The organism is Paenibacillus sp. FSL R7-0198, assembly GCF_038000415.1.
Lineage (GTDB): Bacteria > Bacillota > Bacilli > Paenibacillales > Paenibacillaceae > Paenibacillus.
This window is the reverse complement of sequence record NZ_JBBOCB010000001.1, coordinates 380,450-406,621: the sequence shown is the minus strand read 5'-3', so window position 1 is coordinate 406,621 and position 26,172 is coordinate 380,450. Positions and strand designations below refer to the sequence as shown.

The following is a 26,172-nucleotide window of genomic DNA, read 5'->3' as shown; positions in this document are numbered from 1 at the left end:
TGTTAAATCTTTTTATATGTAATCATCATAGATGGCAATTCTTAAATGAATCTGAATGAGTGGCGTCATATGGTACTCTCTAATTGAATGAACGACCAGTGAACTTAAGGCTCCAGCCTCCATGACATCTCCCAAAAATCAAGCTCAAAGCGACTGCACATCACGAAAATATCTTCCATTCGTTGGTACGTTTCCTCGCTACAGCCTTCTAATAGCTTATCCGTTAACGCCACAAGGGATTGATTGTTGCTGTTGTATTCAGAGGAAGCATATCCTGTGATCCACTCTCCGTAAAAAGGATGATCAGCTGCACCTGGCTTTTGGGAAAGAACTTGACCGATCTCTGCATAGCTCCACGAGCAGGCCAGAATCGATACAAGTACTTCTGCTATACCGCCCGCATGGGAAACTGAGAGCATATAGTTTGTATAGGCTGCATTTTTCAGTGCAGGTTTTACCTGAAAAACATCATCCTCTGTAATTCCTAATCGCTCCATATAAGAACGATGAATTTTCATTTCACCATTCAGGATGTTATCTACGTTTTTACTAAAAAACTGCATCAATTTGGGGTCGTGCGACTTGACGATACCTAGTGCAAATACGCGGGCATAATCATACAGGTACAAGTAGTCTTGCAGCAAATAATAACGAAATTGTTCAACCTGTAAAGAACCATCCCCGATCCCTTTAACAAAGGGATGCTCAAGACATTCCTTCCACACAGGCTGTGCTGCCTGATATAGTCGCTCTGAAATAGTCAACGTGTGTTCCTCCAATTCATAATGTATGTATTTAAAAACAAAAAAACGAAACATCCATAGGATGTTTCGCAGACAAATACACTAAAACAAGGGGTACGCATGAGCTACCCAAGTACAGCGTTTCATCGTTGCATCCCTACGTTGGCATGATCCAAATCAGGTAAGGTCGGTTTAACACCCTCTCAGCCGGTTAAGGCTCCCTCGCAAACGGTTGTATGTAGTTGATTACTTTCTTGTTCCCATAAAAGAAAAAATAACATCCATTTAGTATATCAAGGGCTGTTAAATATAGTCAAGGCAGTTTGTATCCCACCTCATCAGCTTGAGTGACGTATGTAAACGATGAAAACCATCATAACAATGGTTGAGTTTTATCCACTGTTATGATGGTTTCTACTCTTACAATTACTGCCGATGGATTAATGCCCGAGTTTGTTCTTTCCGACAAAAGTGAGTATTCCGTACTGGGAAGTGTTTCTCCAGCTCTCATTGGTCGTATCATTCCACTTGGCTACGTTCTGTTTACCTCCGACCTGGTTGTCGTTAATTTGAAGCTCGAAACCGAGGACATTTCCAGCCTTTGGCGTCAGTGAATTCAACTGGATTCTGGCTTCTATGAGGTATCCTTTATTCGTTTTCTTCACAGCACTTACAAGGCGTCCGGGTGAAGCACTGCCTGCAAAGGTTGCCACATTGTCTGCACTGATTCTGAACTGGGCATCATCATATTGAAAATACGGTGTCCGCTGGTGATTCTCGTCCAGGAAAATCTCAACCGAATCCTGATCCCATGGGTTGATGCTATCTGTGATGATGTTTGGATCAGTGACGTCAATCAGCAGATATAGATACTCCCCTGACCACATTGCGCGAGCCACTGCCTCTGCACCTTCGGTCTCATTCAACCTTTTTACTTCAAATGGTACAGCCTTATTCCATAGGGCTTCTTTCTTCCCATCAATCTGAACAATCCCTTGCATAGCTTGTGCAGATTTGGGCATAGGGGCGAGTTGAATCACGCCGTATTTGCTTGTATCTTGCTCCTGAGATTGTGTTCGATCATTCCAGTACAGTGGACTATAAGGTTGTGTCCCACTTGCAGCGCCATCCGTCACACGGATATCCAAACCGGCTTCATATTCTGATCCGGCTTGTATACTACCCCATGGAATGGACAATTCAACCTGATATCCGGCTTTGGTCTCGCGTACACGATATGAACGCTGCTCTGCGCCCTTAGCTTTGCCCGACCGCTTAATGATTACGTGTCGATCATCTGCTTCATATGAAGTGGTCTTGCCATTATTAAGATCAACAAAGAGTTCTACTTTGTCATTCACATCTGCCTTCGCATCCTGAACATCCACAAGGATATACAGGTTACTATGATCCCATAAGGTGCGGAAACTGGCTGATCCCGGAGAGTCGCCCTTCAGTGGAGTAGACACCGCTTTGTTCCAGAGCGGATCTTGTGACAGTTTTTTGATATCCGTTTTACCCGAAAGTGAGACGGCTCTCTGTGTTAACACAGGCAAGCTGGATTCATCCACAAGTCCCCAGTATGCTTTTTTGGCCTTCAGGGCTGAATCAAACAGCATCGCTTGGTTGTTGTAAGACTTCTCATCTTGGAGTCCCCATAAGGTAACTGAAGAAATGTGATCTTTGTGTTTTCTGTACAAATCCAACAGTTCCTTATATCGATACGCCTGTTTTACCGCAACTTCATCCGACATCTCTTCACCAAATGGAATTCCGCTATCCACATCCAGTTCCGTGATCTGAATATCCAATCCAAGTTCGACGAACATGTTGATTGTTTTTTCAATTTCCTTGATGGGCGGCGATTCCAGGTTATAGTGGGATTGCAAACCCACACCATCTATGAGCCCTTTCTCTTTCAGTCGTTTGACCAACTGATACATATGTTCTCTTTTCTCAGGGATTTCCGTGAAGTATTCGTTGTAATATAATTTGGCATTCGGATCGGCTGCACGAGCGAATTCATAGGTTTTCTCAATGTAATCCGGACCGATTAGTTCATAAAAGGGACTTTTACGTAAACCGTTGGCATCACCATTGCTATCCGCAATCGCCTCGTTTACCACATCCCATGCATAGATCTTACCTTTGTATCGGGTCATGACGGTTTCAACGTAATCCTGAATCCGGGCAAGTAGTAATTCTCGACTCGCAGGGTTACCCTGAGGATCCTTGAACATCCACTCTGCTGCATCAATATGCCACAACAGCGCATGTGCGCGTACACCCATACCATGCTCCTCGGCGAACTGAACATATTCATCGGCTGCCTCGAACTCATAAACACCTTCGGAAGGAGACATGTACTTCGGTTTCATCTCATAGGTTGCGGTCAAGCTGTTAAAGTGTTTGGTGAGCAGTTGTCCATATGCGCCTTCCAACTGCCAGCGATACACCGCTGCACCAATGGGGAAATCATCTTGATACAGGTCCTCCAGAGACAGAATCCCTTCTTCTATCTCCAGTTGCTCGGCCAAAGTAAAAGATACATCATCCACGTAAAACGATAACGTATCTACGCTATCTTCAGAGATGTAGGGTGTTTCGATGAACAAATTCAATTCAGTAGGATCATCGCTATACTGAAATTTTCCGGTGATCTTGTGCCATGTATTCCATTCTGCTTTGGTAATCTTCACGCTACCGATCGGGTTCCAGCTTTCGCCCGTTGTTTTTTTATATGTGGTGAGCTGTAGTGTTTGATCCGTGGTGGGCTCCTGGGTAAGTCTTACATATGCCGTAATTTCATACTCTTGGTTACGCTCAAGCAGATCCTTCATGGATAACATCGGTCCATGATAGGAACGCTCACGGTTGGCGACCAGCATACTGGACTGACCTTCGTGTGCTTCCTGCTGTGTCACTGTAAGATTTTCACTACCGACACGTGGAGTCCATCCCTGAAGTGTACCGTCTTCAAAGTTTGTGCTCAAATGACTTCCCTCCACTTCCGTAACTGCCTTGGCTGCATGTAAGACATTCGAAAATGGAAGCATGGCGAGTACGAGCACAAGAACCAAGGCTGTAATATTCCATTGACGTAACCGTTTCATACATTTCCTCCTCATGATTTGGTCTAAGTATTTCTGAACGGATTAACATCCAGATAAATAGATTATAGTTCTTTCGATAGCGCTTACATATAAAAAATTCCCAATAATTATAATAAAAAGTTATCATTTGGTAATCTCATGTGAGTTTAGGAAGCTGGAGTTCGTTCGCGTGGAATATCAAAAAAGCCGCTACATATTTGCAAAAATAAAAGACCGCTTCCCGATAAAATACGAGAAAACGGTCATAGTTAAAAAGTATCTTTTTTCCTGTCTGCTAACAGGCATATAAACATGCTGGAAATCAAGGGCGTCAGATATTCAAAGAATCGCTTTCCCCAAAAATAAGGGAATATAACTTTAACTTTGTTTTATAATCGTCCCTCGTCACCCTGTTCCTCCTGCACAATTCGTGCAATGTGAATCATCAAATATAATAATTCCTCGTTTGATATGGAGATGTCCAGCATATTCTGCACGTAGGTTTTGATCATCTCCGCGCATTTGTATTCAAGCGGATGCTCCTTCACCATGTGTTGAAATATAAAATCTTTCGTCGAATTGCCCAGACGCCCTTCTTGTAAACGCTGGATGAAGAATTGCAGATGTGTGACAAGTCTCACATAATGGATAGAATTTTTGTTCAATTGCATATCAAAGGTGTATTGAATCAGGTTAAAAATATCTTTTAACATCTTAACGGATTGCATCGTGCGCTCCATATTCTGTTCATGCGTTTGGGCATTCACGAAATGAAAAGCGATATTCCCTGCTTCTTCTTCCGGCAGTTCAATACCCAATTCTAAATTCAGCATCTGAACGGCTTCAAGGCCCAGTTCGAATTCGACAGGATGAAACCTCTGTATCTCCCATAACATGCGATTCTGTAATGCTACACCTTTTTTCCATCGTTCAATGGCAAACGACAAGTGATCCATAAGCGTAAAGAAGATTTGGTCGTCAAGAGACAGCTTTTCTTTTGCATTGGTAATCAGTTTGTTTATGACATTCACATGTTTTTCTGGCATGTTTTCGATGGTTCGTACGTAAGCCAGGGCAGACGGATTATTTTGCAGAATGAATCGTTTCTGGATATGCTCCTCATCGAGTCGCTCGCCGACTTTGCCTTTGAATGCCAACCCTTTTCCCATGACAATCATCTCTTGTCCTTGTTCATCTTTGGTCAGAAGCAAGCTGTTATTTAATATTTTGATTACTCTCATGAATTCATCACGATCCTTTATTCTTTCGTGACCGCCTGATCCGAATTTCCGATACATCTGCCATTCTGTTTAATGACCTCTTGATACCACGAGAAGCTTTTCTTCTTCAAACGCTTCAAGTCTTTCAGATCCTGTTCACCGCGGTTTACATAGATCATTCCATAACGTTTCCCATACCCCTGATGTGTGCTTACCACGTCAATAACGGACCAAGGGCAATAACCAATCACATCTACTCCATCCGTTAGAGCCAGTCTGATCTGTTCCAGATGTTTCTCGATAAAATCAATCCGGTACGTATCGTTAATGGTGTAATCTGCCTCCAGTACATCTGGGGCTCCTATACCATTTTCCGTAATTAAAATCGGGAGACCATATCGTTCACATACCTTACGCAATGTCAGCCTTAGGCCAACCGGGTCAATGACCCAGCCATATTTCGTTTTTTCCGTATAAGGATTCTCCGCGGCCCGGTATACTCCCTGCTCGCCAAGCATAATTTGCTGATCACCCGCACGAGCTGTAACATCCGACGCATCACCCATACTGGCGGCAATGGTTGCCGTCGAGTAGTAGTTGATTGCTATCAGATCGGGGCGGCCAGACTGGATATCTTCCATGTCACCCTGCTCAATAACCGGCTCGATGCCGCGTTCCTGTAAATAACTCCAGAATAATGGATTATACCGTCCCCACACCGATAAGTCGAGAAAACCCCATCCACGAATCGTCTCCCAGTTATGAGCAGCGATTGCATCGGCTGGTCTGGAGGTTGCCTGGTACATGGATGTCATGTTTAATGCAGGACCAATCTTGCCTTGCGGGAGCATATCATGAAATAGTCGCATCGTTCTGCCTTGAGCTACAAACATGTGATGATTTTGCTGATACAGTTCCTTACTGGAAGGCAAACGTCCGCCCTTCGGTGTACCAATAGCACCGGGATGGAGAATCATCGTATTTTGCTCATTAATGGTCAACCAATATTTCACTTTATGCCCGTAATGCTCAAACAAGATACGCCCATACTCGACGAAGGCATCGATCGTCCCCCGGTTGTTCCATCCTCCGGTTTTCTCAAGCTCGTAGGGTAAGTCGAAATGGTACATGGTCACAATGGGTTCAATACCATGGAGCAGCAATTCGTCAATTAATTGGTGATAAAAATCGAGTCCCTTCTCATTAACAGCCCCTGTGCCTGAAGGCAAGATTCGAGTCCATGCAATTGAAAAACGATATGCTTTGAGGCCCAGCTCTGCAAAAAGCTTTACGTCTTCTCTGAAGCGGTGATAGTGGTCGCTCGCTACTGTGAAATCGGCGGTTCCAGCCGGATGATCACACATATCGATGACGGACAGGCCTTTGCCATCTTTGTTCCAGGCTCCCTCCACTTGATAGGCCGAGGTAGAGCCTCCCCACAGAAATTCATTGGGGAATGGTTTGATGTGTTGATATAACATCTCAAACACTCCTTCATTTTAAATGTTGATCAAGATATGTGACGGACCATATTACGGTTGTTACGAAAGGTGGATAATCGTCGCCCCAACCTCCACAGGGCTCTGTTTCTCCAGCTTAATGTCCGGGAAACGATCCGAATTGGCGATAATGATCGGGGTTATGACTTCATACCCTTCCGCCTTGATGGCATCGATATCAAAGCGGATCAACAAGTCACCCTGTTGTACCCGATCCCCTACTTTAATGGAAGAGTCGAAATGTCGCCCCTTCAGGTTGACGGTATCCACTCCAATATGAATGAGCACCTCTTCTCCATCATAACCGTTTAATTTGACCGCATGTTTGGAGTCCATGAAAGCCGTAACTTCACCTGCGATTGGTGCATACAGTTCTCCTTTTGAAGGAATGATTGCAGCGCCTTTACCCAGTAATCCCAAAGAGAAGACATCGTCTGGTACACGGTCAAGGTGGACTAATTCTCCTTGCATCGGGCTGGCGATTGTAAGTGGGCGTAATTCATTTTGGCTCGGCCCATTTGCATTTGTTGTTGTAGAAGACTTAGTGTCAGTGCTGTTGTCTTGAACAGGCTGCCCGGAAATTGTCTTGTCATCGTTAACATTGGTATTTCCTTCTTCTTCATCGTCCACTGGATCCTCAAAACCAATGATCCATGTCAGAGCAAAGGTAACGATAAAAGCGATCAGACAAGTCACAATGGCATGAACGATGTTCATCGGATTGCTGCCAATGAATGCAGGTAACGCGGCAAGACCCGGAGAAACGAAGGCATAACGTACTAATCCAGTCAGACCAGCATATATCCCTGCTACACCACCACCAATCATTGCGGCAATTAAGGGTTTCTTCAGTTTCAAAGTTACACCGTACAAGGATGGTTCCGTGATGCCCAGTACGGCGGTGAAACCGGATGAAGCAGCGAGCTGTTTCAGTTTTTTGTTTTTTGTTTTCAATGCTACAGCAAGGGTGGCCCCACCTTGAGCAATATTGGACGCGAGCATTCCCGGACCGTTGATCATTTCATATCCATTTTTGGTTAGTTGGCTAGTTGCAATCGGCGTCATCGCCCATGCAGTGCCTGTTACGATCAGGAAGGGTTGCAAAGTTCCCATTAATAAAGGAATCAGCCAACTGGCTCTGGCATTAATCGTTTCTGCACCCATGGCAACCAGATCATTCAGGTACGTTCCGAAAGGTCCAATCGCCACCAATGCAAGTGGTGCTGTAATCAATAGTACAATCATTGGTTTCGTGAAAAATTTGATCATGGAAGGCGATACCCGATCGGCAAAACGTTCAATGTAAGACATGAGCCAAACAACAATAATAATCGGCAAGACGGAGCCTGCATAGTCAGTTAATCGAACCGGAACACCGATGAAAAACACGTCTTTTCCTTCCGCCATCAGTGCGCTCCATCCTGGGTGTAACAATACGCCAGCAACCGTCATCGCCAGAATGGGACTTGTTTCAAACTTAATGGAAGCTCCATAAGCCAACAGAATAGGCATGAAATAAAAAGCCGCGTCCGCAATGGTATTAAGGATATAGTAGTTTTGGCTTTCCGTCGTTACAAGGCCTGTCAGCACAAGCACGGCTAATATCGCTTTGATCATACCCGCGCCAATGATTGCCGGAATGACCGGAGTAAATGTCGTTGAGATTACGCTGATGAATCTGGAGATCCAGCTCTGTTTTTGTTTTGGTCCGTTATTTTTGCCAGAAGCCGATTTGGAGTCCGCACTTCGGGTTGCAGAACCCATCTGTTGAGTGATAACACGATAGACCTGTTGCACCTCATTGCCCACGACAACCTGGTATTGCCCGCCATTATTCACAACGGTAATGACACCTGGAAGTGCTTTAAGCTTTTCTGTCTCTGCTTTGGAGATGTCGCGCAGTTCGAACCGCAGTCGGGTTGCGCAGTGCGTAAGCCGGGCGATGTTGTCTTTTTTTCCAACCAACTCCGTAATCTCTTGTCCCAATTTGCGATAATCCATACGTTTGCCTCATTTCTGAATTTGGATATAAAAAAAGACCAAAACGATATGCTTCCCCTACTCACATAAGGAAAATGCAAAATCATTTTGGTCATGCCTGCTTTACCAGTAACAGCCAAACACTGCTAATATTCAATTCGCTTTTGATGTAAACGTTTACTGGATCATAATATCACACAATAAATTAGTTAGCAATCACTTTATTCGACATTTTTCTGCATTTTGATATGAAAATGGTTCTCTATTTGCGGCTATAAATAGCCCTAAATAATTGATATTTATCAAAACATTTCATTTAATTGCTAAATAAGTATGGTTATGGTAAGTTTAAATTAAATAATGATAGGTTGACTATCATTATTTTGTGATTTCCAATCTACATTAAAGGATGGCGAGGAGACATGCGGGCTAATAACAGATCGATCGTTATTCATAAGGTATCTAATTTAGAGACACCTGAAGAGCTTTGGAATCCATATGCTTACTATGAGGACATGCTGGAGAATCATCCCATCTATTTTGACGAGGAGCAGCAGGTATGGAATCTGTATCGTTATGATGATGTCAATTCCGTTCTAACAGACTGGAAACGGTTCTCTAGTGTACGAAAACGGAGTGTATCCCCGGTTCCACCGGTAGTTACCCGAGTGGACATCAATTCTGTCGATCCTCCTGTTCAACGTGATATTAGAAAGTTAGTCTCTAGCGCCTTCACCCCACGTCAGTTAAAAACCTGGGAGCCTCAAATCGCGGCTATCGTTGATGAGTTAATGCTTGAGATGAAGGCAAAAGATGATGTGGACATCGTTCGAGACCTTGGGGTCCCACTTCCTGTTACTGTCATTGCCGATCTGCTTGGGGTGGAGAGGCAACACCGGGCACAGATCAAAGCCTGGTCTGACATGTTATTTTTCCCCAATGCTGCAGGTAATGAGCAGGAGCAGATGAATGCGAAGTATGCGGCTATGCAGGAATTTAACGAATTTTTGCTCCCCATTGTTCAGCAGAAGAGAAAGCATCCTGCCGAGGACATTATTTCCGATCTCACACTTGCCGAGCTGGATGGGGATCAACTGACCGATGAAGAGGTTGTTACCTTTAGCTTGGGCCTGCTTGCTGCTGGGAACGAAACTACAACCAATATGATAAACAGCCTATTCTACAGTTTTATGTATGATCAACCCGGAATCTATCAGGATATTGCCGCAGATCCAGAACTGATAGAGAATACTGTTGAAGAATCGTTAAGGTACCGTTTTCCAACGACACTTGATCGTGTGGTAGTAGAGGATACAGACATCCTGGGCGTGCCTATGAAAAAAGGAGACGTTATATTAACCTGGCTGGGTGCAGCCAACAATGACCCTAGACATTTTCCCGAACCTTCCCGCTTTGATATCTACCGTCCCAACAGCAATCGTCATCTCTCCTTTGGCAAAGGACCTCACTTTTGTCTGGGCGCTCCATTGGCCAGGCTAGAGGGCCAACTGGTGCTGAGAGGGTTCACGAATCACTTTTCCAATATTACTGCAAAAATCAAATTTGAAGCGGCAAGCCAGCTCTACCCGGGTACACAGACTCTTCAAAACCTGCCGGCCATCTTAACACCCAAGCTTTCTTGAACTAATTGTATCAACTTAAAAGTGCCCTTACACACAAGCGATTGGCTGTGTGTAAGGGCACCTTTATGTTATTATGCCTTTCTTCTATCTTCAAGCTCTCTAATAATAGTTGGATATTCCTTGTCCAGCTTGTTTTTATAAAGGAATACTGCAAGAAGAATGAATACAACAATCGGGACGTATATATTCAACGCAATGATGGCCTGCTTGGCACCTTCTCCTTGGGTTGTGGCTTGTTCAACATATCCTCCTAATGCGAGGAACCATCCAATCATGGCTGTACCAATGGCTGTGCCTACTTTTGAACCGAAACCGATTACACTATTCGTTAAACCAACGAGTCTTTTGTTAAATTTCCATTCACCGTATTCAATCGTGTCTGTGACCATTGCTCCACCTACTGCCATGAGCGGAATTGTACCAAGCGTTTGGAAGATAGAACAGATCAGACCCAAAGTAATGCTCTCAGGAGCGACTAACCGAACGGTTGCTCCGAGGAGTCCAATTACAATACCGCCAAGGGCCGTGGTACGCTTGCCGTAACGTTTAATGAATGGTCCGGATAAGGCAAATCCGATAATCACGGGAATCAAGCCAATAGCGCCCATGATGCCGATCAGGCTGACATTACCCCAAATGTACTTGGCATAATAACTTCCTGCTGCTACACCCAGAGCAAACAAAATGTTGGCGAGAGCCATTACGAAGAACATGTACACCCAGTATTTATTGGCAAAAAGCAATTTCAGTCCTTCACGAATCGGCGTTTTATCCTGAAACATGCCAAGTTCGTCCAGTTGAACATTATTGTACTTTTCTTTATTGGACAGGAATGCAATGAAGATCCCGATTGCTGCAACACCAGCAAAAATGGCTGCGAGCAACGTCCAGTCACTTCTGCTATTCCCCATGGTTGTAACGACTGGAACAAATGCAACGGCAACAACCATACCTGCCAGATACCCGCTGCTTGAACGGATGATACCCATTAAGGAGCGCTCGTAACTGTTACGCGTTGTTAACGCCATCAAGCTGGTATATGGAATCGAGGTTGGAGTGAACACCAAAATGTAGAACACAAGATTTGTAATAATCGCATATATAATTTTGCCTGTGGAACTTATATCCGGCACGGAAAACATTAAGAATAATGAGATGAACATTGGAATGGTCATCCATAACAACCAGGGACGGGCTTGCCCATATTTGGTTTTGGTTCGATCCACCAGTACACCCATACCGATGTCTGCAAACGCATCCAAAACTTTGGTCAGCAGCATTACTGTACCGACTACCGCGGCAGATACACCAACGACATCCGTGTAATAATACGTGATCAAACCCAACAATCCACTTGAAATGTTTAACCCGAACTGTCCCATTGAATCACCAATTAACTTTCTCGTTGGTATTTCCCGGGGTGGCTGAGTCGGCGTATTATCTACTTTAATATGCTTCTCATTCACTGCAACTCCCATAACACTCGCCTCCGTTACTCTTCATGTTGAATTTCTCTTCCTCTTCTATACTTTCATTTTATGTCCTGGCACATATAACAGATATAGCGCATTGTTAAGATCAAATAACGCAATCCAAATAGAAAGTATTGCTGCTGTTTGAACGACAAAAAAACTGATTCAGGTATGCTGAATCAGTTTTTTTGTCTTTATATTTTATGCACGATTCTTATGAATAAAATGAAACGAAATAGACCAGGAATCTGCTTTAAAATCGCTAGAAACATGATTGAAAGACTTGTTGTTAATCCTTAAAGTGTCAATCCACCGTCTGCTACAATGATGGAGCCTGTCATATAACTGGAGCCGTCCGATGCCAAGAATGCTACGAGTTCAGCAAGCTCCTCCGGCTCTGCAAAACGCCCAATTCTCATATTCGGGAATTCTTCAGGCATGTAGTCGCTCTCTTGCAACATTTGTGGAACAGCTGCGGTCAGCGTAGTGGCTACACCCCCAGGGCAGATGGCATTTACACGAATGCCTTTTCTGACGTACTCAATCGCTGCGGCTTTTGTCAATCCGGCAACACCGTGTTTACTCGCTGTATAAGCGGCCAGACTGTGCTCAGCACGCAGTGCTGTTGTTGATGCTGTATTAATCACATGGCCATAGCCTTGTTGAACCATCACGTTGAGCGCATGTTTCATCCCCAGAAAGATCCCTTTCAGGTTAACGTCGATGATTCGTGAGAAATCGTTTAGAGACGTCTCATGAAACGGTTGGAACTTCTGAATGATACCTGCATTGTTAAACGCGACATCGATTTTGCCAAACGTTTCAACTGCTTTTTGAATATAGTTTTCTACATCCTCTTCCTTGGATACATCGGCTTGAACAAAGATGGCCTCGCCATCCTGCTCCTTCACAAGCTCAAGTGTCTCTTCCCCTGTTGTTACATTGTAATCCACCAGAACAAGCTTGGCTCCTCTCGCTGCCATCAACACTGCACTTGCTCGGCCAATACCGCTGCCAGCGCCTGTGATGGTAATCACTTTACCTGCAAGCGAATCGGATTTGGATTTCATAGCTTTGCTCGCTTTAGGAGCCTCTGCGGATTCAAAGGTTACGTTAGCCAGATCCGCTTTCAGTGCGGATAAAATGTCTTCTGGGAGATCGACCTGTGGAATGGCTGCGAGTTGATCCAGCGTAAAATGGGAAGCCATTTTGAATGATGGCTCGTTAATGAATTCAGGCAGATGTTTGGTAAGCAATGCTGTTGCTTCTTCATTATTCAATAGTTCCGAAATTTTAATGTTTTCATTGTAAGTTGTCATGGTTGTTTCCTCCGAATTTTTATTTTGATAGTTATACTATTACATAGATATAAATACTATCATTCCATCTCAATTTTTGCAATTCGTCGTTTTAATAGATTTGGAACGAATCCGAAAATGGTTAAAGGGTCATCCTGCTTCTGCTGTGTTGCCTTCAGGTTATGTCACCGAAATAGTCTTTAGCGCATCGTTAAGCTGCTTCTGCTCTTCCTCAGTCAGCAGGTCCCCGCCATAACTTAAAATCGTGCGAAGTGGCACTCCCATCGCATCAGGATGTGGAGTTTCCCCGAGTTCAGGAATAGCGGCAAGAATCAGCTTTTTACATTGCTCGTTGTTCCATAGAAGACCCAGCTTCACATCGAGACTGTACTCGTGGACCTCTTCATCGAGAACATGCTCAATAGAAGAGGGAAATTCACCAAATACACTGCTGATCCAGCGTGTACACAGACCAAACCACTGGGCGACGGCAGGCTCAACCATACTTTGAAGACCCGAGGAAGTTAGTGGACGGGCAAGGGACAGTCCATGGGTACCTGTAGGGAAAATATGCATTTCAAATGGAATATTCTTGCGGTTAAGCGCATCGGCAAACGCAAGGGAATTCTGTACAGGTACACGTCTGTCGTCAAACGTATGGAATAGGAACGCTGGTGGTGTAAGCTCGTCCACCTCCTGATCAACGCCTGGAACGGGCGCAGGGAAAATATCACTCATCTCCTCCAGAATACAAGGATAACCAAGAATCATCGCATTAGGCCGAGTAGAACCCATCGTCCCCAATGCGGCAGCAAGATGGCCCCCTGCGGAGAAGCCACATACCGCTACTTTTTGAGGATCAATGCTCCAGTCCGCACTGTTGGCCCGTATGAGAGTCAACGCTTCCTCGGCATCGTTCAATGGCCTTGGAAATCCAGCGTGCTGATTAAGTGAATATCGCAGGATAAAGACTTGATAACCTTCAGCCAAAAATGCCATAGCGACGGGTTCAGCTTCTCGATCCGAACAAGCTCTATACCCTCCACCTGGAAGCACAAGTACCGCTGGCCGCTTTTTAATATTTGGCATCTCGGGTGAAGAATCCAGCAGGTAGGCAGTCAATGTGACGTTGGTATTGCTCAGATTAACCGAATGTATTTTCATTTAAAATCTGTCTCCTTAACTCAGTGAATTGGCAGGGCTAAAAGGATACGTCTATTGTAGATTTCAAGGGAGACGATCGACTATAACGCGATACAAAGATCGTGTAGCGTAATTCAAGCCTATTGCTAGTCGAAGACAAAGAAAAAACCGCGAAATCGCGGTTAAGTAAGGCTATCCTGTTTTATAACAAATGATATTGTAATTGGATTAAAAGGAAACCGGAAAATCGTACAGTCCGCGAATAATCATGCCTGGACGCCATTCCAGTGAATCAGGCTGTGTCTTAAATTGAATATCCGGCATTTTACGAAGCAATGCGTTAATAGCGATCTCTCCTTCAAGTCTGGCGAGCGGGGCTCCAAGGCAAAAATGAACACCTTTACCAAAGGCAATATGATGATTGACCTTCCGTGTGATATCAAATGCATCCGGGTCAGCGAACTGATTCTCATCCCGGTTCGCTGAGGAAAAGGAAACAAAGAGCATGTCGCCCTTACGGATGTGCTTGCCCCCGAATTCAACATCCTCTGTAGCCCAGCGAATATTACTCACCTCAGCAGGCCCGTTATATCGCAAGATCTCTTCAATGGCCGGTCCAATCATGTCTGGCTTCTCCAGCAGCAAGCGCTTCTGCTCCGGATTTTCGAGCAAGGCCAGTATACCGTTGCCAATCAGATTGACTGTGGTTTCATGTCCTGCAATGATCAGGACAAAAACAAGGGCATACAATTCCTGTTCGGACAATATGTCCCCTTCCTCTTCTACAATGATGAGGTCGCTAATCAGGTCTTCCTGAAGAGATTGTCTTCGTTCTGTAATGAGCTTCTGCAGATACTCGACAAAGGCACGCATGACTTGATCACTCTGTTCACTCATTTCGGGGCTATTGAAGCCTTCCATAATTGTATTGGACCATTCACGGAACTGCTCCTGATCATCATGGGGAACCCCTAACATCTCGCAGATTACAATGATTGGAAGAGGGAAGGCGTAGTCCTCGATCAAATTCATTTCTCTTTTACCTGTGGCGAGTACACCATCAAGCAAATCTTCACTGATTTCATGGATGCGACCACGGAGGCGTTCAATCATACGTGGTGTAAAGGCCTTCTGGATCAACCTTCTCAACCGACGATGGTCCTCTGGCGTTACACTAAGCAAGTTGCGAGAGATGATCTCCTGATGCGGTGGAACTGAGCCGTCAGCTTCTCCCATGTAGGGAGAGTTGGTTACAAAGCGTTTGTTGTCCTGCAAAATGGCAGAAGCGTCATCGTAGCCAGACACTAACCAGGCAAAGTGGCCGCTTGGCAGAAGAAAACGGTGTACCGGATCTTCTTTACGTAACTGTTCATATACCGGAAACGGATTTTGGATAAACGCTTTATCCATAAAATCAACTTTGGACTTGGGATCGTTTTTGCTCTCGTTTGTAAACATCGTAACGCCTCCTGAATGATAGAGTAGGTATCAATACAATATGAATTCTATCATTTCACCATTCAGCTTTCAAATTTTGATAAAATACTCATTTTTTGCTAATCAAAAATGCACACAAGATCAACTTGTGTGCATCGGTATGAGATGATTTGCATTTAAAGAACGCTATCCTGTTTTGTATCAACGAACAATGATTTCTCTAAACGAGTTGAATGGTCTCCAGCTTGAGATCGAGCTGGTCGAGTTCTTCCTCTGGGGTACTGAACGAAGGATAGCTGGATAGCTCACGCAGGCTTGCTTCCCCCATTGGGCCAATTGTCCCCGGGTCCAACGAAGCCAGCACCGGTGAAAGCTCGTGCAGCATACTCCGGCTATGCTCGTTACGAAGCAGTACATTCAGAGGTGTACGGGTGCTTAACGTTTGTTTGTATGGCACGGACGGTACATAGCTGAAATCATACGTGCCACTCACCACTTCGATGATCACTTCATCTTCACCCTGAACAACAGTCAGACCTGCATCCGAAAGTGTAATTCCGTTTATCATCACCTGATCAACCACGGCACGTGGCAGCTTGATCGTTGCTGTTGCATTAAACGGAACAGAGAAGCTTAAATACAGCCTGCCTGCTTCGTCAAATTTCCATTCACTGCGATAAGTTCCTGCTGTGGTGTCAATGCGGGCTTTGGTCCACTGGATTCTGAAATCAGGCATCGGTGCCAGCAGTGCATGGCGGAAGCCAGGCCGATCCTCTACTGGATTGATCCCCGCCATATGACGATACATCCATTCAACAACAGCACCGTAGGCATAGTGATTGAGCGAGTTCATACCATTTTCACTGATTGTACCATCTGGCAAAATGGAGTTCCAACGCTCCCAGATTGTTGTTGCTCCCATATTGACCGCATATAACCAGCTTGGATAATCATCATTGAGCAGAAGTGTATAGGCGATATCATTGCTGCCATGCGCTGACAGCACTCGGTTTAAATAAGGCGTACCTACAAAGCCGGTTCTCAGATGATTTTGATCTTTTCGTACACGCAAGCGAATAGCTTCTGTAGTCCGTGCCTTATGTTGCTCAGGAACGAGATCCATATACAACGCTACAGCGTATGCGGTCTGTGTATCTACTGCCAGACGTCCATTTGCAGTAAAGTATTCCTTCAGAATTGCAGCTCTAACCTCTTGCGCCAACTGCTCATAGGATGCGGCAAGATCATGATGTCCAAGTACCTTGGCAGCCTTGGCTACGATATCTGAAGAATAGGCATAGTAGGCTGAGGCAATAAAGTAATTATCTGTTCCCCCCATCGGAGAGTTCGGATCATCCCCATCTAGCGCAAGCCAGTCACCAAAGTGAAAACCTACCGTCCACAAACGTGTACCACCGGATTCGTCATCTGAATGCTTGATATAATCTACCCATGCCTTCATGCTGTCAAACTGCTGCTCCAGAATGGACTGGTCCCCGGAATGCAGGTACGTATTCCAAGGAATAATGGTTGCCGCATCTCCCCATGCGCTGGACCCTCCGCCCTGCACACGTCCAACCGGAATGACCATCGGAACCATACCGTTCCGATCCTCCTGTTCCATCCATAGATCATATCCATACTTGTTAAAAAAGGCATACGTGTCCATATTATAATTTGCTGTACCGGAGAATACCTGTGCATCCCCTGTCCAGCCCATGCGCTCATCGCGCTGTGGACAATCGGTAGGGGTATCTAGGAAATTTCCCTTTTGCCCCCATAGTGCATTTTCGAACAAACGATTCACGCCAGCATGACTAGTTTCCAGATATCCCGTGCGCTCCATATCCGAGTAAACCACACAGCCTGTAAAGTCATTTAGATCCAGTTCACCTACCCAGCCTTCAACCTTAACATATCGGAACCCGTAAAATGTGAAATACGGACGCACAATAGCTTCTTCACCGTTTGCTGTATAGATGTACTCCGCCTTAGCCGAGCGAAGGTTCTCCCGGTAGAAATTACCTTCCTGCAACACTTCGCCATATTGCAGATGAATGACCGTTCCGCTTGATGCCGTAGTACGGAATTGTAGCCAGCCTACCATATTTTGGCCCATATCAATGACCGTTTCGCCAGCAGGCGTGGTTAAAATTTCGATCGGCTTTAAGGTTTCCTTGATCACGACCGGGAGACTTTTTCTTGCTTGCAGGCGCTCATAGCCCAGATCACTTTCCCGAACGGGGAAAGTCTCGTTCGCTTCCAGCGTGGCATCATAGATTTCTCCGTCATAGATGTTTCCGTCCAAGACATTCGAGCGGATGGCATGCCAGGACAGATCTGATGGAACAACGTCTTCTGTTCCATCCGCATACGTAATCACCAGCTCGGACAGCAATGCAAAATGATCACCATACAAATTGGCAGTGGTATCTCCTTCAAAACCAAACCGTCCCTTATACCAACCATTCCCTAAACGAACATCTATTGCGTTGGCCCCTTCTTGCAGCAGGTCGGTAATATCGTAGGTTTGATACTGAAGCCACTTGTGATAGGCATTATAATGAGGGGCCAAGTACTCATCCCCAGCCTTGACTCCGTTTAGTTCCAATTCGTATACGCCCAAACCACAGATGTACGCCCGTGCTTTGGCGATGGGACCTTTGACTTCGAACGTTTTTTGGAGGACTGGATGAATCGTCGGTTCCAGCTCAGGTGTAATCCATTTTGCTGTCCATGGCTCATCCTGCTTCGCTGTTTCAAACCAAGCCGCTTCACTGGTCGCCTTTTCTCCAAGCTCGTTCCATACTCGAACTCTCCAGAAGTAACGTGTCCGTGCAGCCAATTCCAGATCCGGCGAATACGCGAGCGAATCCATATCCTCTGTTATTCCGCTATCAAATACAAGCTCTGTAAAGGATTCATTTAGTGAAATTTCTACCTGTGCGGCGATCTGCGTTGTTGCTGTCGTATCCGTAACGGTATACGAAAAGGTTGGCTTGATTACCGCAAAACCGAGCGGATTAGTGATGTGATTTGTTTTCATATGAGTAATGTTCATTGATGAAACCTCCCGCTGTCGATTACCTTTCGGAACGTTTAACCATCCTGTTTTAAGGCTGAGTCTGTGCCGATTGGTACCATTCATTCACTTCTTTCGTGATCTGCTTTCCACCTGAATCCATCCATTTTTTCACGAACTCATCAAAAATGGTGAGTGGCTCCTCTCCATAAATAATGGAGTTAAAGGTGTCCAGTTCCAATTTTTGCAAATAAGTGTTTCGAGCTTGCATTGTTTTTGTCGGGGGCCCCTGAAACAGATTGACTCGATCAATCTGCCGCTGCCTGGTCTCTACAACGTTTGCCTTCATAGTGGCATACTGCTTCTCATCCTTAGGGTCAATTCCCATACTGTACAAAATGGCGCTATCATGCGAGCTGAGCTCTTCTCCCTTGCCCATTCTCAGAAGTGCTGCTCTGAATCGGGAAGGGTAACTCGCATATTGTCCCATGAGGGTATATTTAAACGTTAACACTTTCCCCCCAGGAATAACGCGGCTGTCACTATCCACGGAACCATCCGGGTTCAATACATAATCATATCCATTCTGATAAGCACTTAGATACAACGGATTATCCGTCACAGTAGCCTCATACAGATAGTTCTGATACTTGAAAAAAGCCTGCACGGCTTCTTCAGAAATGTCAGCGCTGATCATTATGGCCCCGCTGTATGAATTTCCTTTGAATCTCGCTGTGGTTCCGTCCATTCCTGCAGGAATCGGATAAGGTACAAACTCAGCCTTCGGATCCTTTTCATTAAGTTGTTGCAGCGGATAATCTCCAAACCAGCGTGGACCAGCCACCATGCCAACTTTGCCATCAAGGATATTTTTATTGACCTGATTGAAGTCTTGCAGAGCTATGTTATTGCCCACATATCCTTTTTTCTTCCAGTCTTGCAGTTTTGCCAGCGCGCTTTTGATCTGAGGCTGAATACTTCCGTATACGAGCTTGTCTTGTGCATTCTTGCTCCATATACTCGGAATCGCTCCATACGCACCAAACACCCAGGATATGTCTCCTGTGGGCGAGGCCAGATACTGGTCCTTGATTGCAAAATCAATACCGTAGGTATCCTGTATGCCATTACCGTCTGGATCATCATAGGTAAAGGCTCTCATTACCGTTTCCAGTTCGTCGAGATTGCTTGGTGCCTTCAGGTTCAGATGATCTAGCCAATCCTTGCGAATCCAGAGTACGGACTGCGAGGCTTGCTCCGTAATGATCGGAATCGCCATCCGTTTCCCGTCAATCTCAAAGGGCTTCCATACCTCTGGCACTTCAGCCATAGCCGCTTTCCAGGTGGATGAGGCATATCGATCAAAGGCTTGTCCAGCGTCCAACAGTTTGCCTGAGATCATGAATCCATTGACCGTGTCCATGACATTGGATGAGAACACATCAGGTAACGTATTGTCGGCAGAGAGCATTAATCGAAGCTTCATATCGTAGTCATCGACAGGAGCACTCCATTTGGTCCGAATATCCACGCCAAGCGTTTCTCTGGCCCAACGGATATGAACATTATCCGCGGCGGTTTCGCCATTTTTGTAGATCGTGGTTGGATCATTCATTTTGACCGTTGTTACGACCACACCTGTTTTTACAGGCTTAGGCTCCTGTGCTTTACCACTGCAAGCGGCGGTAAACAGAATCAAACAAGCAACAGAAAGAGACAGGTATATTTTGCTACAGCTCATGCGAAATGCGCTCCTTCATCTAATTCATCTTCATCATATCGTGCCAGTTATACAGTCGAAATAACGCTTTTCCAACATTAGATAATTCATTCTTAACCTTCATCTATATTACATTCCAAATCACTTGTATTTCATCCAATGCCAGCCTACAATAAGGTGAATTTACATCATTGGCAGGAGGCGTTAAGGGTTGCAAAAGAAATACAGGACCTTTATAAACATGGTGACCATCACGCTGATTATGCTTGTCGCCGTCCTGGTCATGTATACCTTCTCGGTTCAATCCAGTCTGGATACCGTTCAAAAGGATATTGAAACCAACAATCTCAATCGCGTGCAGTTTGTTGTTAACTCACTTGATCAGAGCATAAATCGGCTGAATATGTTATCCATCTCCATGGAAACGGACAATTCTATTGCCCTGCTGCGATCCATTGACGTGATGAGTTCCTTTGAACAGGTACAGTTGATTCAAAATGTTGCTGCGAGAGTTAATCTGCAAAGTCTGTCCGAGGGATGGAATAACAAAATATCGGTCTACTCGGTTCTGTTGAATCAATGGATCATTTCTTCGGAGTTAAATATGAAGACTCCCTCTGTAGATTCACTGAAATCAGGTTGGAACTATGATGCAGCTACAGCTAAATATTATAGATACAAGGTCAGTCCACAGATCATTATTCGGTTGGAGTTCCCGCGCAGCAATCTGGAGGATATAGTTGAGAACTCACATCAGGGCGAGAATGAGACGTTATTTTATAACCCGGACGAACAATTGATTACTCGCAAAGAGGCCAATCCCATTACCCCTCTTATCATGAAGGAACTAACCGGATATCTACAACCATCCTCTGGTACAGAAACCGTTTCGGTTAACGGAGCCCAGTACATTATCAATTATGTTTACTCTCACCAGCTCGGCTGGTATTTAATTGATTTTATGCCACTTGATAAAGCTTTGAAGCCTATACGAATGACCCAATTCTGGTTTTACTCTGCCTGTGTCATGCTGTTTATGGCGGGTGTCACGATTATCGTTGTTCTTTTTCGCAAGGTACAGATTCCCATACTTGCTCTATTAAAAGGTGTTCGTCTTTTGAAGCATGGCGACTTTTCTTATCGGATTCAACGACAGAGTGGTAATGAATTTGATTACTTATATGGTCAATTCAACGATATGGCCGGACAGATTGAGGATTTGATTGAAAAGGTATATAAGGAAAAAATCGTCGCTCGCGAGGCTGTGTTGAAACAGCTACAAGCCCAGATTAATCCTCACTTTTTATATAATTGTCTCTTTTTCATTAATAATATGACAAGATTGGGCAATGAGGAAGCGGTTACTGCTATGACCCAGAACCTGGCCGAATATTTCAGGTACACCACGCGCCTTGATGAGCCGATGACCCATTTGGAAAAAGAGTTGGGCATCGTCCGTAATTACCTTGAGATACAGAGCTTACGTATGGACCGCCTCTCCTATAAGATCGATCTTCCGAGTGAGCTGAGGTCTGTTCCAATTCCCAAGTTACTGATTCAACCTTTGGTAGAGAACAGTATTATCCATGGCATAGAAGCCAAGCGGGATTCTGGTTCCATCCAAGTCTCCGTTGAGCGTACCGAACAAGGGATTTGTATTGTGGTTGATGATGACGGGAAAGGCATGACGGAGGAAGAAATTAACGCACTTAAGGCAAGAATAGCCGAGCCACCTGTGGACACGATGGGATGCGCGCTTTGGAACATTGCAGAGCGTCTACGTATTCATGATGCTACCCATTCGGGTCTTCAGTTTGAACAGAGTCCTCTTGGGGGTATGCGTGTCCGATTAAACTGGTCGCTCGCTACATCGAAGCATCAAGAAGACTCTTTATAATAGAACAAAGCCTCTAATCATCACTTCCAGTGACGGCAGAGGCTTTGTTTGGGTTCAAATTTCTTTTTCGATCGTCAATTGGCAGAACGAATCCTTGCGTTGACAGAAAAGAGTCTAGTTTGATAGCATAGTTTGAGTTCATTCCAACAAGGAGGTTTTTACAATAGAACCCCGTCAACGGCTTCAACAAGAGCGCAGTGACCTCAAAACAAGAAGACGAGCAGCTATAATTGAAGCAGCTAAAATAGCTTTTTTGAATAAAGGCTTCGAGCAAGCGACCATGCAGGATATTGCGGACGAGGCAATCCTGGGGGTGGCGACAATCTTCCGCTACTTTCCGCGGAAAGAGCAGCTTATTGTTGCCGTAGCTTCAGATATTGTCCAGTCCGAGGTACTGGTATTCTCCGATATTATCAGAGGTGAAGGCACCTGCTACGACAAGCTTGGCCGCCTTTTTGACTCGCTTATTTTTTTCCAGCAGGTGGAAAGCCAGCGAAGCTCCAAATTAATAGAAGCGTTTGAGTGTTACGTCGCAATGTCCAAGTCCCCGTTGGAGGATATCGAGATGTATCATTCTAACTACCAACAGATTATTTTGCTTTGTGCAGAGCTGGCTGAGCTTGGTCAAAAGGATGGATCTGTTCGTAACGACGCCAATGTGGTTGAAACGATTAACACGATGATTAATGTCTTTGGCAACTTCTCCAAAAAAACAGCGATGCTCCATGGCATTGAAGCCTTCCAAACAAAAGTGGACGAAGCCGAGCAATTTAATATCCTCAAGAACATATTTTTGGATCATCTCAAGCCCTGAACAGCGGCTCCGATTTTAAGATATAACTGATCGCTATGCTATGAGGACCGCTGTGAGAGCAGATAGAGCAACCTCCTTCGATGATGTGCACATGTTGAATGGAGGTTTGTTCCTGGATGAAGTTGCGGACCCACTCCGCCTTCTCCTCCTCTAATGTTTGGGCGATAATGATCTGTGCGTGATCAATACGGTGGATCTGACTCAACATGTCATTTAACAACTTGTTCACGACCTTGTCCTTGCTGCCTCTGTATTTGACTCCGGCATGAACCAGTCCATCTCGAACATACAAGCCCGGTCGAATTCTCAGCAAGCTGCCCAGCATATGCTGAATGCTGCTGACTCGTCCTCCCCGATGCAAATAATCCAAATTATCCACAAGCACATTTAGTTGTACCTCATGACGTACTGCTTCCAAAGCCTGAGCGATGGTTAGTGCGCTTTTCCCTTCCCTAGCCATCTGCACTGCAAGCAGTACATGCATTGCGGTGCCTGCCGATACATTGAGAGAATCCACCACTGTTACTCTGCCTGGGGGGAACTCTCTGGCCGCACTACACGCATTCTGGTACGTGGATGAAAGGTGAGAGGACATACTGATGCACAGTATATCTTCTCCATTTTCAATGACCGGGCTGAAAGCCTTCATAAAATCTGCGGGTGGAGGAGCCGCCGTTTTGGGCAGCTCTTCATATAATTCGACCATGTTATACATCTCTTGTGGAGTGATTTCGATCCGATCCAAATACGAATCTTGCTGGAAAACGATATATAGTGGAATAATCCCGATATCATACTTTTCTACCCATTCCTTGGGTATATCAGAGATACTGTCTGTGAAAATGCGAACATTAGCCATTGGACTCCTCCTGCTCACGGTGTTCTATGATCTATGAGATGCAAACCTTGTTTTATTTGTTGTCATTATCTGGAGTATTGGATGAGTGATGTCCTTGAGCATCTTTCATCACAGACTCTCCCTCGATATCAATGTTAGGCAACAAACGATCCAACCATTTTGGCAAATACCATGCACTTCGACCCATGAGTACCATCAGCGCTGGAACAAGGGTCATTCTTACGATAAATGCATCAACAAGGATACCAAACGCCAGCGCAAGTCCCATCGATTTGATAATCGTATCCCCTGCAAAGATGAAGCTGGCAAATACTGCGATCATAATCAATCCAGCAGCCGTGACTACAGGACCGCTATGGGATATACCACTTCGTACCGATTTTACAGCATCTCCGGTATGTGTATAATCCTCACGCATCCGGCTAACAAGAAACACCTCATAGTCCATCGCCAGACCAAACAGAATACCTGTAACCAAAATTGGCAGGAAGCTTAGTACAGGTCCTGGCTCAGGGATTCCGAAGAAGCTTCCAAGATAGCCATCCTGTATGACCCAGACAATAAAGCCGAGCGTTGCACCCAGAGTGAACAAAAATCCGGCTACAGCTTTGATTGGAACGAGAATGGAACGGAATACAAGCATGAGCAGAACAAAAGCAAGACCAACAATCAACAAGGCAAACTTTGGTAAAGCTTCGGACAACTTCTCTGAAATATCGATATTAACGGCAGTTCCACCTGTAACCATGATCTCGACATCATGATCCTTGAGGACCTGCTCTGCCTGATCACGAATCGTTTGAACAAGTTCGGTTGTTTTAATATCATTCGGGCCGGATTTGGGTAACACCGTGATAATCGCCGTAGTGCCTGAAGGACTTGGAATCTGCGGAGCTACAGAGGCTACATCCGGAAGTTTGCTGATGAATGTGGTTGCCTTTGTAATGTCTACCTGTGCCTCCTCACTGTTTGAAGCCTTGGCAACGACGATGAGCGGACCGTTAAATCCTTTGCCGAAACCTTCGGAAAGCAGATCATAACCTCGGCGTTCTGTCGTTTCTTTGGATTTCAGACCATTATCGGGTAGGCCAAGCTGCATATGTGTGAATGGAACGGTACACACCGCCAGAATACCAATACACAGAATGGTTGTGAGCCATGGCTTGCGAGTAACCATTTTGCCCCAACGATTTTCTGCTTCGGCAGATTTTTTGCGACCAGACCACTTGCGTAGCCATTTGTTCTCACGAGCAGGATGGATGCGATCTCCTGCTGCTGCCAGCAGCGCCGGGGTAAATATAATAGCGATCAATACAGCGACCAGTACACTGATTGCCGCAGCGAGTCCCATCATGGTGATGAATGGAATCTGTACAACGGACAGCCCTACGAGGGCGATAATAACGGTTAAGCCTGCAAATACAACGGAGCTGCCTGCTGTTGCATTAGCTTGTGCAATAGCGGTAGTCCGATCATAACCTGCGGCCAATTGCTGCCGATATCTGGACATAATGAACAAGGCGTAATCGATCCCTACCGCAAGTGCAAGCATAACAGCCAGCGTAATGGAGAATGAAGCCATCGATACCGTGTTGGAGCCGATGATGATAATCATGAGTCCTATGCCAAGCCCAACAACCGCAGTCAAAATGGGAAGTCCTGCTGCAAGGAAAGACGTAAAGGTGAACGCCAGAATCACAAATGCAATCAGGATACCAATCACCTCGGACACGCCGCCAATTTCAATCTCTGAAAAGGCTACGCTTCCTGCAAGTTCGGTTTGAACACCCTTGTCACGTAATGTATGGACAACATCAAGGATATGCTCTTTGGACATCTCACTTACATCTGAGGCTGGTTGCGTATATGTAATGTCCGCATAACCAACCTCTTTGTTTGCACTGATCGTGCCCCCGTCATAGGGGTTAACAACAGCTTTTACAGAGGAATCGGACGTAACCTCTTTCAGCGCTGCGAGAATTGCTTTTTGGGTGGAGTCTGTTTCAAGCGTGCCCTTCTCCGATTTAAATACCATTCGAACCTGTCCACCGTCATCTGATGACGGGAATTCCTGCTTCAATACATCGGCCGCCTGCTCCGACTTGGTTCCGGGAATCGTCATCTCTCCTGTAAAGGAGGTCCCCAGCCCCATGCCGATTGCTGCCAACAGCAGCAGGACGACAAGCCCTCCTGTAATTACTCCCTTTTTCTTGGAGACAGCCCATTCACCTAATTGATACAAAAATTTAGCCATGTATATGATAGCTCCCTTCTAATCTGAAACTCAGGTTCTCTTGTTCGGACAACCTCATGACATCATCATAGTGGAAACT

At 45.2% G+C, this 26,172-nt stretch carries 16 protein-coding genes and 1 riboswitch; of the genes, 3 read left to right on the top strand and 13 right to left on the bottom strand.

The annotated features are described in order from the left end of the window. Positions 1-104: 104 nt before the first annotated feature. The 5 genes from tenA to MKY87_RS01520 all read right to left on the bottom strand — a co-directional run bounded on the left by tenA (position 105) and on the right by MKY87_RS01520 (position 8,555). On the bottom strand, positions 105-764 hold the full coding sequence (gene tenA / locus MKY87_RS01540) for a thiaminase II (protein ID WP_338586934.1): 660 nt from the start codon (positions 762-764) through the stop codon (positions 105-107). A gap of 115 nt (positions 765-879) precedes the next feature. Continuing rightward, positions 880-977: riboswitch (TPP riboswitch) on the bottom strand. Between the two features lie 206 nt (positions 978-1,183). Beyond that, positions 1,184-3,856 carry an endo-1,4-beta-xylanase gene (locus tag MKY87_RS01535; protein ID WP_340962606.1) on the bottom strand — a complete coding sequence of 891 codons (2,673 nt, stop codon included), beginning with the start codon at positions 3,854-3,856 and terminating at the stop codon, positions 1,184-1,186. A 368-nt stretch (positions 3,857-4,224) separates the two neighbouring features. After that, entirely contained in the window at positions 4,225-5,076 is an 852-nt protein-coding gene (locus tag MKY87_RS01530; protein WP_340962605.1) for a PRD domain-containing protein, read from the bottom strand. Positions 5,077-5,093: 17 nt separating this feature from the next. Further along, entirely contained in the window at positions 5,094-6,536 is a 1,443-nt protein-coding gene (locus MKY87_RS01525) for a glycoside hydrolase family 1 protein (protein WP_340962604.1), read from the bottom strand. A gap of 60 nt (positions 6,537-6,596) precedes the next feature. Beyond that, positions 6,597-8,555, bottom strand: a complete 1,959-nt coding sequence (locus MKY87_RS01520) for a beta-glucoside-specific PTS transporter subunit IIABC (RefSeq protein ID WP_340962603.1) — start codon at positions 8,553-8,555, stop codon at positions 6,597-6,599. Between the two features lie 401 nt (positions 8,556-8,956). Here MKY87_RS01520 and MKY87_RS01515 point away from each other — a divergent pair, with 401 nt between their 5' ends. Further along, the gene (locus MKY87_RS01515; RefSeq protein WP_339783662.1) at positions 8,957-10,177 is read left to right on the top strand and encodes a cytochrome P450; all 1,221 of its coding nucleotides are present in this window, start codon (positions 8,957-8,959) and stop codon (positions 10,175-10,177) included. Positions 10,178-10,248: 71 nt separating this feature from the next. Here MKY87_RS01515 and MKY87_RS01510 read toward each other — a convergent pair whose 3' ends face one another. The 6 genes from MKY87_RS01510 to MKY87_RS01485 form a co-directional block, all read right to left on the bottom strand. Beyond that, a complete protein-coding gene (locus tag MKY87_RS01510; RefSeq protein WP_340962602.1) occupies positions 10,249-11,655 on the bottom strand; it encodes an MFS transporter in 1,407 nt (468 codons plus the stop codon). A 290-nt stretch (positions 11,656-11,945) separates the two neighbouring features. After that, the gene (locus MKY87_RS01505; RefSeq protein ID WP_339790604.1) at positions 11,946-12,719 is read right to left on the bottom strand and encodes an SDR family NAD(P)-dependent oxidoreductase; all 774 of its coding nucleotides are present in this window, start codon (positions 12,717-12,719) and stop codon (positions 11,946-11,948) included. A 408-nt stretch (positions 12,720-13,127) separates the two neighbouring features. Further along, on the bottom strand, positions 13,128-14,111 hold the full coding sequence (locus tag MKY87_RS01500; RefSeq protein ID WP_340962601.1) for an alpha/beta hydrolase: 984 nt from the start codon (positions 14,109-14,111) through the stop codon (positions 13,128-13,130). 207 nt (positions 14,112-14,318) lie between these two features. Continuing rightward, positions 14,319-15,548 (bottom strand): cytochrome P450 family protein, encoded by a 1,230-nt coding sequence (locus MKY87_RS01495; protein ID WP_340962600.1) that lies wholly within the window; start codon positions 15,546-15,548, stop codon positions 14,319-14,321. 199 nt (positions 15,549-15,747) lie between these two features. Beyond that, positions 15,748-18,588 (bottom strand): alpha-L-rhamnosidase, encoded by a 2,841-nt coding sequence (locus MKY87_RS01490; protein WP_340962598.1) that lies wholly within the window; start codon positions 18,586-18,588, stop codon positions 15,748-15,750. A gap of 52 nt (positions 18,589-18,640) precedes the next feature. Next, positions 18,641-20,290, bottom strand: coding sequence for a hypothetical protein (locus MKY87_RS01485; protein WP_340962596.1), 1,650 nt, complete (start codon positions 20,288-20,290; stop codon positions 18,641-18,643). 220 nt (positions 20,291-20,510) lie between these two features. On the opposite strand from MKY87_RS01485, the gene MKY87_RS01480 reads away from it, so the two are divergent. Next, positions 20,511-22,166, top strand: coding sequence for a histidine kinase (locus tag MKY87_RS01480; RefSeq protein ID WP_340962595.1), 1,656 nt, complete (start codon positions 20,511-20,513; stop codon positions 22,164-22,166). Between the two features lie 163 nt (positions 22,167-22,329). Further along, positions 22,330-22,980 carry a TetR/AcrR family transcriptional regulator gene (locus MKY87_RS01475; RefSeq protein ID WP_340967360.1) on the top strand — a complete coding sequence of 217 codons (651 nt, stop codon included), beginning with the start codon at positions 22,330-22,332 and terminating at the stop codon, positions 22,978-22,980. On the opposite strand, the gene MKY87_RS01470 is transcribed toward MKY87_RS01475, so the two are convergent. Both MKY87_RS01470 and MKY87_RS01465 read right to left on the bottom strand, forming a co-directional pair. Further along, a complete protein-coding gene (locus MKY87_RS01470) occupies positions 22,970-23,839 on the bottom strand; it encodes a DegV family protein (RefSeq protein WP_340962594.1) in 870 nt (289 codons plus the stop codon). The two genes, MKY87_RS01475 and MKY87_RS01470, sit on opposite strands and share 11 nt — an antisense overlap. A gap of 52 nt (positions 23,840-23,891) precedes the next feature. After that, positions 23,892-26,093, bottom strand: coding sequence for an MMPL family transporter (locus MKY87_RS01465; RefSeq protein WP_340962593.1), 2,202 nt, complete (start codon positions 26,091-26,093; stop codon positions 23,892-23,894). Positions 26,094-26,172: the final 79 nt, after the last annotated feature.

Excerpts from the sequence above, each read along its gene's own strand:
- MKY87_RS01480 (WP_340962595.1), top strand. The coding sequence starts at position 20,511 with ATGGTGACCATCACGCTGATTATGCTTGTCGCCGTCCTGGTCATGTAT.
- MKY87_RS01520 (WP_340962603.1), bottom strand. The coding sequence starts at position 8,555 with ATGGATTATCGCAAATTGGGACAAGAGATTACGGAGTTGGTTGGAAAA.
- MKY87_RS01490 (WP_340962598.1), bottom strand. The coding sequence starts at position 18,588 with ATGAACATTACTCATATGAAAACAAATCACATCACTAATCCGCTCGGT.
- MKY87_RS01485 (WP_340962596.1), bottom strand. The coding sequence starts at position 20,290 with ATGAGCTGTAGCAAAATATACCTGTCTCTTTCTGTTGCTTGTTTGATT.
- MKY87_RS01535 (WP_340962606.1), bottom strand. The coding sequence starts at position 3,856 with ATGAAACGGTTACGTCAATGGAATATTACAGCCTTGGTTCTTGTGCTC.
- MKY87_RS01505 (WP_339790604.1), bottom strand. The coding sequence starts at position 12,719 with ATGAAATCCAAATCCGATTCGCTTGCAGGTAAAGTGATTACCATCACA.
- MKY87_RS01465 (WP_340962593.1), bottom strand. The coding sequence starts at position 26,093 with ATGGCTAAATTTTTGTATCAATTAGGTGAATGGGCTGTCTCCAAGAAA.
- MKY87_RS01470 (WP_340962594.1), bottom strand. The coding sequence starts at position 23,839 with ATGGCTAATGTTCGCATTTTCACAGACAGTATCTCTGATATACCCAAG.
- MKY87_RS01515 (WP_339783662.1), top strand. The coding sequence starts at position 8,957 with ATGCGGGCTAATAACAGATCGATCGTTATTCATAAGGTATCTAATTTA.
- MKY87_RS01495 (WP_340962600.1), bottom strand. The coding sequence starts at position 15,548 with ATGTTTACAAACGAGAGCAAAAACGATCCCAAGTCCAAAGTTGATTTT.
- MKY87_RS01530 (WP_340962605.1), bottom strand. The coding sequence starts at position 5,076 with ATGAGAGTAATCAAAATATTAAATAACAGCTTGCTTCTGACCAAAGAT.
- MKY87_RS01510 (WP_340962602.1), bottom strand. The coding sequence starts at position 11,655 with ATGGGAGTTGCAGTGAATGAGAAGCATATTAAAGTAGATAATACGCCG.
- MKY87_RS01500 (WP_340962601.1), bottom strand. The coding sequence starts at position 14,111 with ATGAAAATACATTCGGTTAATCTGAGCAATACCAACGTCACATTGACT.
- MKY87_RS01525 (WP_340962604.1), bottom strand. The coding sequence starts at position 6,536 with ATGTTATATCAACACATCAAACCATTCCCCAATGAATTTCTGTGGGGA.